The 8,509-nt window shown below is 69.6% G+C and carries 9 protein-coding genes and 1 pseudogene; 3 read left to right on the top strand and 7 right to left on the bottom strand.

From position 1 onward, the window contains the following. Positions 1 to 236 precede the first annotated feature (236 nt). The 5 genes from ACFWM7_RS31045 to ACFWM7_RS31025 form a co-directional block, all read right to left on the bottom strand. Positions 237 to 1,760: a catalase gene (locus tag ACFWM7_RS31045; RefSeq protein ID WP_383266936.1), complete on the bottom strand. Its 1,524-nt coding sequence runs from the start codon at positions 1,758 to 1,760 to the stop codon at positions 237 to 239. Between the two features lie 133 nt (positions 1,761 to 1,893). After that, the gene (locus tag ACFWM7_RS31040; protein ID WP_383266933.1) at positions 1,894 to 2,169 is read right to left on the bottom strand and encodes a GlsB/YeaQ/YmgE family stress response membrane protein; all 276 of its coding nucleotides are present in this window, start codon (positions 2,167 to 2,169) and stop codon (positions 1,894 to 1,896) included. Positions 2,170 to 2,358: 189 nt separating this feature from the next. Further along, complete coding sequence (locus ACFWM7_RS31035) at positions 2,359 to 2,964, bottom strand: dihydrofolate reductase family protein (RefSeq protein WP_383266930.1); 606 nt, start codon at positions 2,962 to 2,964, stop codon at positions 2,359 to 2,361. A gap of 109 nt (positions 2,965 to 3,073) precedes the next feature. Then, positions 3,074 to 4,039 (bottom strand): NAD(P)/FAD-dependent oxidoreductase, encoded by a 966-nt coding sequence (locus ACFWM7_RS31030; RefSeq protein WP_383266927.1) that lies wholly within the window; start codon positions 4,037 to 4,039, stop codon positions 3,074 to 3,076. A 95-nt stretch (positions 4,040 to 4,134) separates the two neighbouring features. Then, a complete protein-coding gene (locus tag ACFWM7_RS31025) occupies positions 4,135 to 4,548 on the bottom strand; it encodes an ATP-binding protein (RefSeq protein WP_383266924.1) in 414 nt (137 codons plus the stop codon). 114 nt (positions 4,549 to 4,662) lie between these two features. Here ACFWM7_RS31025 and ACFWM7_RS31020 point away from each other — a divergent pair. Both ACFWM7_RS31020 and ACFWM7_RS31015 read left to right on the top strand, forming a co-directional pair. Next, positions 4,663 to 5,457, top strand: a pseudogene (locus ACFWM7_RS31020) (Scr1 family TA system antitoxin-like transcriptional regulator); the annotation flags it as partial. Between the two features lie 41 nt (positions 5,458 to 5,498). Beyond that, on the top strand, positions 5,499 to 5,771 hold the full coding sequence (locus ACFWM7_RS31015) for a DUF397 domain-containing protein (protein ID WP_383266921.1): 273 nt from the start codon (positions 5,499 to 5,501) through the stop codon (positions 5,769 to 5,771). 95 nt (positions 5,772 to 5,866) lie between these two features. Here the strand turns inward: ACFWM7_RS31015 and ACFWM7_RS31010 are convergent, their stop codons facing one another. Beyond that, a complete protein-coding gene (locus ACFWM7_RS31010) occupies positions 5,867 to 6,736 on the bottom strand; it encodes a GyrI-like domain-containing protein (protein WP_383266919.1) in 870 nt (289 codons plus the stop codon). Positions 6,737 to 6,760: 24 nt separating this feature from the next. Continuing rightward, positions 6,761 to 7,708 carry an NAD(P)-dependent oxidoreductase gene (locus ACFWM7_RS31005; RefSeq protein ID WP_383266916.1) on the bottom strand — a complete coding sequence of 316 codons (948 nt, stop codon included), beginning with the start codon at positions 7,706 to 7,708 and terminating at the stop codon, positions 6,761 to 6,763. 138 nt (positions 7,709 to 7,846) lie between these two features. On the opposite strand from ACFWM7_RS31005, the gene ACFWM7_RS31000 reads away from it, so the two are divergent. Beyond that, positions 7,847 to 8,434 (top strand): TetR/AcrR family transcriptional regulator, encoded by a 588-nt coding sequence (locus ACFWM7_RS31000; protein WP_383266914.1) that lies wholly within the window; start codon positions 7,847 to 7,849, stop codon positions 8,432 to 8,434. Positions 8,435 to 8,509 lie beyond the last annotated feature (75 nt).

Here is an 8,509-nt window from a genome sequence, read left to right as displayed (position 1 = left end):
CGAAGGACGTCGAACTCGCCGCATAACCCCAGCAACACCGAACCGCCCCAAACCCGACAGGGGTGCCTTGACGAACGACATAGAGGCACCCCCCCTGGGATCGCGGCCAGCCTAGGAACCGCGACCGGCACGGCCTCCGCCGACCCTCGGTACACGGGCGACCGAACAGGTGGACGCCGCAGGCCCCCGCCCGTCGGCCGACGGGCGGGGGCCTGTCTCGTGGGCCCGGAGTGGCCCTACGCCTTGCGCTGCATCGACGAGCGGGCCGGGTTGGCCTGCTCGGCCGCCTTCGGGTCCTTCTCGCCGGCCTTCGCGCGTACGCCCTGCTCGACGCGCTTGCCGAGCGTGGCATCGACGTTCGACCAGTACTGGAACGCCCGCTGGAGCACCGGCTCGGTCACCCCGTTCAGCAGGTGGCCGACGATGTTGTCCACCAGCCGGTCCCGCGCCGCGTCGTCCAGGACCTCGCGGACCATCGTGCCCGCCTGGCCCCAGTCGTCGTCCTCGGCGTGGTCCACGTAGGCCGCCCGGGTGATGTCCCCGTCGGCGTACCAGCTCGGCGGGGCGCCGTAGCGCTCCGTGTCCGCCGCCGGCCCGCCTTTGGAGTTCGGCGCGTAGACCGGGTCGGTCGCCTTCCGGTACGCCATCGCTCCGTCCTTGGAGTACGTGTGCAGCGGTGCGACGGGGGCGTTGACGGGCAGCTGCTGGTAGTTCCCGCCGATGCGGTAGCGGTGCGAGTCCGCGTAACTGAACAACCGCGCCAGCAGCATGCGGTCCGGGCTCGGGCCGATGCCGGGGACCAGGTTGTTCGGCTGGAAGGCCGCCTGCTCGATCTCGGCGTGGTTGTCCGTCGGGTTGCGGTCCAGCGTCATCCGGCCGACCTCGATCAGCGGGTAGTCGCCGTGCGGCCACACCTTGGTCAGGTCGAACGGGTTGAACCGGTAGTCCTTCGCATCCTCGTACGGCATGATCTGGACCTTCAGCGTCCAGCTCGGGAAGTCGCCGTCCCGGATGTGCTCGAACAGGTCACGGGTGTGGTAGTCCGTGTCCGCCGCCGCCATCTGGTCGGCCTCGTGCTGTGTGAACGTCTCGATGCCCTGGTCGGTCTTGAAGTGGTACTTCACCCAGAACTTCTTGCCCTCGGCGTTGATCCACATGTACGTGTGCGAGGTGTAGCCGTTCATGTGACGCCAGGTGCGCGGGATGCCCCGGTCGCCCATCAGCCAGGTGACCTGGTGGGCCGACTCGGGCGAGAGGGTCCAGAAGTCCCACTGCATGTCGTGGTCGCGGAGGTTGTTGTCCGCCCGGCGTTTCTGGGACCGGATGAAGTGCTGGAACTTCATCGGGTCCTTCACGAAGAACACGGGGGTGTTGTTGCCCACCATGTCGTAGTTGCCTTCGCTGGTGTAGAACTTCACCGCGAAGCCGCGCGGGTCGCGCCAGGTGTCCGGGCTGCCCCGCTCGCCGGCGACGGTGGAGAACCTGATGACCAGGTCGGTCGTGGTGCCGGGCTGGAAGAGCGCGGCCTTCGTGTACGCGGAGACGTCCGCGGTCACCTCGAACTTGCCGAAGGCCCCGCTGCCCTTGGCGTGCGGCTGGCGCTCGGGGATGCGTTCGCGGTTGAACTGGGCCATCTGCTCGATCAGGTAGGAGTCCTGGAGCAGGATCGGCCCGCCCGGGCCGACGGTGAGCGAATGCTCATCGCTCTCCACCGGGGCACCGGAGTCGGAGGTGGTCGGCTTACGGGTCGTGTCCGTCATGTCCTCTTGTCCTCTTGTCGGTCCTGGGTGGGCGTAGAGGCGTCGGCTCTGCTCCACGGCTGCCCTGTCGCACCTCTGCCAATACAGGCATATGCGGGCGAATCGTCCCGTCGAGCCGTCGTAGCCGCCCGGGTCAGCGTGCCCTGTTCGCCCTGTTCCCCGTGACCAGCCGATAGACGAGCAGGACGATCACCGAACCGACGACGGCGGCGATCCACGTCGACAGGCTGAAGAACCCGTCGATCGAGTCGACCCCGAAGATCACCTTGCCGAGCCAGCCGCCGAGCAGCCCGCCCACGATCCCGATCAGCATCGTGATCAGGCAGCCTCCCGGGTCCTTGCCCGGCATCAGCGCCTTGGCGATGGCGCCCGCGAGCAGGCCGATCAGAATCCAAGCGATGATGCCCACGACACATCTCCCTCTACGTTTCGACTCCCGGCGTCATCGTTGCCCCGGGCACCCTCCGCGTATCCCCTCAACCGGAGCTCACACATCCGCCGGACGAAGTCCGTCACCCCGGCGGCCCCTCATCCGTGTGCCCGCGTTACGCCGGACGGGGGCGGGCCGCAAGGTTCCCCACTCGTGGACGGGACGGCGTCACGCGGGGGCGCCGAGCGGCGGGTGCTCCAGCACGCGGGGCCTGTACTCGACCAGCTGAGTGCGGCCGTCGAAGGTGCGGTGCTCGATCATTTCGAGGGCGACGTCCGGGTAGCCGTCGTAGATGCGTTCCGCACCCGTGGCCCCGGTGATCACCGGGAACATCACGACCCGGAAGCGGTCGACGAGTCCGGCCCGCAGCAGGGACCGGCACAGGCTGAGGCTGCCGATCGTGCTGAGGAGCCCCGAGCCGCTCTCCTTCATCGCACGGACCGTCTCGACGGCGTCGTCGCGGACCAGCGTCGAATTGGCCCATGTCAGCGGCTCCTCGAGCGAGGAGGAGAACACCACCTTGGGTGCTTGCGTGAGCTCCTCGACGGACGCCTCTTCTTCGGGCCTGAACTCGTCCTGGCCGTCCGGGACCTCGCCGGCGGCGAAGCCCGACATCTGGCGGTAGGTGTTCGCTCCCATGAGGTGGGTGACCTCGGGCTGCTCACCGAGCCAGGCGAGGTACTCCGGGCCTTCGAGGCCCCAGAACCCGGGCCAGCCCTCTCCTGATGCGTAGCCGTCGAGGGAGGTGATGAAGTCGACGAGAAGCTCCGACATGACAGTGTCCTTTCCCTTGGGTGTCATGTACTTGGACCGGCGGCGGGCCGCAAACTCATCGGGTCCGTCCGGTTCTCCGATGACAGACCGGGCAAGGGGGCGGACACATTTACACCCGCCGGGCCGCCACTGCCAGCCGGGTGTCCTCGGTGATCAGGTCGCCGTTGACCGCGCTCGCCGCCATGAGACCTGCGGCAGCGGCACCGATCACCTGCTCGGTGAGGCGGGTGACGTTGCCCGCCGCCCAGACCCCGGGAACCTCCGTCGCGCCGGTCGGGTCGGTCGGGACGTACGAACCGATCACGACCCCGCCCATCTCCTGCGCCACCGGCTTCAGCCCCAGCGACTCCAGGACCGCCGAGCGGGCGGTGAAGCGGGCCTGCACCACCAGCGCCTCGCGCGGGACGACCCGGCCGGACGCCAGCCGTACGCCGGTGAACCGGTCGTCCGCCACCTCCAGGCCTGCCACCTCGCCGTCCACGAGCGCGATGCCCCGGGCCGCCAACTGCTCGTACTCCTCCTCGGCGGGCTCCGGGCCCGTGTGGAGGAAGAGGGTGACATCGTCGCTCCACTGCCGCCACATCAGCGCCTGGTGCACGGCGAGCGGGCCGGTGGCGAGCACGCCGATCGGCCGGTCCGCCACTTCGTGGCCGTGGCAGTACGGGCAGTGCAGCACCTCGCGCCCCCACCGCTCGGCCAGCCCCGGCACGGGCGGCAGCTCGTCGACGAGCCCTGTCGTCACCAGCAGCCGCCGCGCCTCGACGCTCCGGCCGTCCTCCGTCACCACCCGGAAGCCCTGCTCCCCGGCCCCGGGCAGCTTCTCGGCGGACGCCACCCGGCCCTCGACGATCTCCGCCCCGTACCCGGCGGCCTCGCCCCGGCCGATCGCCAGCAGCTCGCCGGGCGGGGTCGACTCGCGGCCCAGGTAGTTGTGCACGTGCGAGGCGGGAGCGTTACGGGGCTCCCCCGCGTCGATCACCAGAACCGAGCGCCGGGCCCGCGCCAGGGCCAGCGCCCCGCTCAGGCCGGCGGCCCCGCCGCCCACGATCACCACGTCGTACCGCTGCTGCTTCATGTCGCTCCTCCTTCGTCACGCGGCATCACCACCGCTCGACGACGAGAGTGCGCCCACGCGGCCGAAATGACAAACACCCTTGCCGAAACAGCAAGTCATACGACGCCGAACTCACACCACACGACCTTGCCGGGGTTCCGCTCGATCACCCCCCACTTGTCCGCCAGTGCCGCGACAAGCAGCAGCCCGCGCCCGCCCTCGTCGTCGGCCTCCGGCGGCCCGTCCGCCGCGCGCACGACACCGCTTCCGCTGTCGTGCATCTCGACGCGGATGATGCTCTCGACCCGCTCCAGGTAGATGTGGACCTTGAACCCACGCCCCGGGGGCACGCCGTGCCGGAGCGCGTTGGTCGCCAGCTCGGTCACGCAGAGCAGCACATCGTCGGCCCGCTGCTCACACTCCCACTCGACCAGCGCCTTGCGGGCGAACTTGCGTACGACGGGGATCGACCTGCGCTCCCGGCAGTAGGAGGCGGCGCGGAAGTAAGGGAGTTGGGTTGTCTCGTTCATGATTCCACGCTCACACGGAGTTACTAGGCTGAAGCAGAGCCGAGAGACGTACAAAAGGTTTTGTACGGGTTCTGACGGGTTGACAGCGGGGCCGGAACGGGGAGAAGCCAGGTCATGCAACCGGGAAAGCAGAGCGGCATCAGGCGAGTTACTTCGTGGCAGTTGGTCGGGGCTCAGTTGCGCCACTTCCGCAAACTCGCCGGGCTGACACAGGCCGCCCTCGCCGAGCAGGCCGGGGTGGGCGAGGACACGATCGCCTCGATCGAGCAGGGGCGACGAGCGCTTCAGTTAGACCTGGCCATCCAGCTCGATGAACTGCTGGACACCAAGGGCGTTTTGCGGGTCGCGGTGGAGAAGATCCCGCGGAAGGAGCGCTACCAGGCGCTGGTGAAGGACTTCGTGCAGTACGAGCAGGACGCGGCGAGCCTGCTTTGGTACGAGTCACAGCTCGTTCCGGGACTGCTGCAGACCGAGGCGTACGCGCGCTTCATCTTCGGCTGCAACTACCCGCCGCTCGAAGAGGATGAGATCGAGAAGCGGGTGGCGGACCGCCTTGACCGCCAGAAGATCTTGGAGCGCAAGCCCCGGCCGATCCTCCACTTCATCCTGGAGGAGAGCATCCTGCACACCGAGCTGGGCAATCCCGACGTCATGCGGGAGCAGCTTCTTCATCTGCGGCGCTGCATGGATCTGCCGTTCGTCACCATCCAGATCATGCCCCGCAAGACCCCTCGGCACGCCGGACTCTCGGGGCCGCTGATTCTGCTGGAGACGCCCGACCACGACGGGCTCGCCTACGTCGACGGCCAACTGCGGGGAGAGCTGTACGACGAACCCGCCGACGTCAGCGCACTTATGCAGAGGTATGGGATGCTGCGTTCCCAGGCGCTCACCGTCGCGGAGAGCACCCGGCTACTGGACGCACTGCTTGACGCACTGCTTGGAGAGACATGTCCCGCGCCGCACACCCCGCCCCCGGCCCTACCGCCCTCCACTGGTTCAAGTCCAGCTACAGCAACGGCGACGGCGGGGCCTGCGTCGAAGTCGCGTACCACTGGCGCAAGTCCAGCTACAGCAACGGTGACGGCGGAGACTGCGTCGAGGTAGCCACCCACCCCGCCGCCGTCCACATCCGCGACTCCAAGGTGACCGACGGTCCCGTCCTCACCGTCGAGCCCGCCACCTGGAGCGCCTTCGTCCACGGCAGCGGCACCGCCCTCTGAGCAGCCGGTACCGCCCTCTGAGCCGCACCCGCGCACGAAGGAACCGCCCCGCCCCCGGCCGTCAACACGGCCGAAAGCGGGGCGGTTCTCGTGTGTCAGCCGGCCGACCGCTCCACCGGGATCCACAGCTCCGCCTCCGCCCGCTTCCCCTCCTCCGTCAGCCGCACCCGCAGAATCTCCGGGCCGGGGCGGGAGGCGTACGGGTTCGACGGGAACCACTGCGTGAACACATCCCGCCAGAGGTACTGGAGGGCCTGCGGGAACTCGCCCTCGCTCTCGAAGACCGCCCACGTGCCCGCCGGTACGTCCAGGGCATCCAGGTCCTCCGGAGGCTCCGCGCCGGTCACCACCCCGTGGTGGTAGTCGAGTTCGGTGCCCTCCGCGCGGCTCGGGTCGAGCTGGTCGCTCACCCCGACGATGCCCGCCGGCTCCTGGTCGGAGAGGGCCGCGATGCGGTCCAGCTCCTCCCGGCCGATCCCCCGGATGAACTCCGCGATGGCCGGGTTCGGCCCCTCGTGGATGAGCGGGACGCGGGCCTTCTTCCCGACCACCCGGAACGCGTTCTTCTCCACCAGCCTGTAGCGCATGGCGCTACTCCCTTCGACGACGAGTCGGAAGGTCAGGCGTTGCTGCGACCGCAGAACCGCGCCCGTTCGGCGCGCCTCGCCGGGGCCGATGCCGTGCACGGCCCGGTAGGCGCGGGCGAAGCCCTCCCCCGTGTCGTACCCGTACCGCACCGCCACCTCCAGCAGCGTCCGGTCGGGGGCGGCGAGCACCTCCGCTCCCGCGACCGTCATGCGGCGGCGACGGACGTACTCCGACAGCGGGAGTTCCGCCAACGCGGAGAACATCCGCCGGAAGTGGTACTCCGACGTCATCGCGATCCGGGCGAGGTCCGCCGCCTCGATGCGCTCACCGAGGTGGGCCTCGATGTGGTCCATGGCGTCGTTCAGCCGTTCCAGCAACTCCTGGCTCCTTCCCTTGCTCGTTCACCGTAGGGAGGGGCCATCCTCCCGGACCCGACCGTCCGTGCCCGGATCGGTCGGGGGCCCGGGCTTCGCCAGCAGCTCCACCAGGGCCGAGAAGCTGTCCTCCGCGTGGCCCGCTTCCACGCCCCGGCGGAACAGGTCGACGACCGCGGCCGGGAGGGTCGTGTCGACGCCCGCTTCGGCGTTGGTGTGCAGAACGTGTTCGGTGCTCGCCAACCCCATGGCCAGGCGATCGACGTCACCGTCGTGCACTCCGGCGTCGATGCGTTCGGCGTAGAAGGCGAAGGTCTCCGGGAGCGAGGTCGCCGTTTCGACGGCGCTCGGCAGGATGTCGGCCGCCGTCAGGCCGTTCGCGCGGGCGAGGACGATCGCCTGCCAGAAGCTCAGCATCGAGGTCCAGAACATGACCATGCCGAGCTGGTAGGAGAGTGCGGCGAGCCCCGGGTCCTCGCCCTGGTGGTCGACCCGTCCCGTCAGCGCTTCGAGCACCGGCCGGTGCCGGTCGAACGCCTCGCGCGGCCCGCTGTAGAGGGTGGCCGAGTCGGGCTGCCCGATCCCCGTGGGCGACGAGTTGACCCCGCCGGTGAGCTGTACGGCACCGTGTTCGGCCGCCCAGCGGGCTCCTGCCCTGGCCTCCTCGGGCGTCCCGGAGGTGAGGTTGAGCAGGACCCTGCCGTTCAGGGTCGGCGCTGCGGGCTCCAGTACGGCGTGAACCGCCGCGTAGTCCGTGAGGCTGAGGACGACCACCTCGTTCGCCGCAACCGCGTCGGCGGGGCTCGGCGCGAGGACCGCGCCCCGGGCCACCAGGTCGTCGGCGCGGGAAGCGGTGCGGTTCCACATGGTGACCCCGTAGCCGCGGTCGAGTAAGGCCCCGACCATCGCCCGGCCCATCGGTCCCAGTCCGATGACGGTCACGGCGCCCGGATGCTCTGTTGTCGTCCTGCTCATAGCTGCCTCCAGCGGGTCGGCCGGGGTGGGCGGGAACCGCTCCGCCCCGACTAGAACGAACGCTCTATCTAGAGCGTGCCGCGAAACTAGCACAGCTCTAGAACGAACGCTCTACCCAATGCCCGCTACAGTGACGCCATGCAGAGCAGCACCCGGGACCGGATCATCGTGACGACCGCGCGCCTCCTCCAGCGGCAGGGGTACGTCGGCACCGGCATCAAGCAGATCGCCAAGGAGTCGCAGGCCACGCTCGGCTCGATCTACCACTTCTTCCCGGGCGGCAAGGAGGCCGTCGCCGTCGCCGCGATCCGGCACGGCGAGCAGGAGTTCGCGGCGCTGCTGAAGGAAGCCCTGGACAGCGAGCCGGACCCGGCGGACGCGGTGGTCTCCTGCACCCGTCAACTGGCGGCCGGGCTCAAGGAGTCGGGCTGGGTGGACGGTTGCCCGGTGACGGCGGCCGCCCTGGAGACGCTCGGCGGCGACTCCGACCTCCAGCAGGCGTGCGCCGAAGCCCTGAACGGCTGGCAGCGGCTCGTCCTCGACAAGCTGCTCAGCTGCGGGTTCCCTGCGGACGAGGCCGGGGAGCTGGCGACCACCGTCATCAGCGCCATCGAGGGCGCCGAGGTCACCGCCCAGGTCAACCGCAGCGAGGAACCCCTCCTGGCCGTGGGCCGCCAACTGGCCCGCCTCGTCCGGTCGTACGGGATCGCAGCGGCTCACCGCTGACAGCATCCGGCCCGGGAACAGGGACAGGGGCGGCCGAAGGGCCGCCCCTGTCCGTTGTCCGTTCCCAGCCGGTTA

It is taken from the genome of Streptomyces sp. NPDC058375 (genome assembly GCF_042723425.1).
GTDB classification, from domain to species: domain Bacteria; phylum Actinomycetota; class Actinomycetes; order Streptomycetales; family Streptomycetaceae; genus Streptomyces; species Streptomyces durocortorensis.
This window is presented reverse-complemented; position numbering and strand designations above follow the sequence as displayed.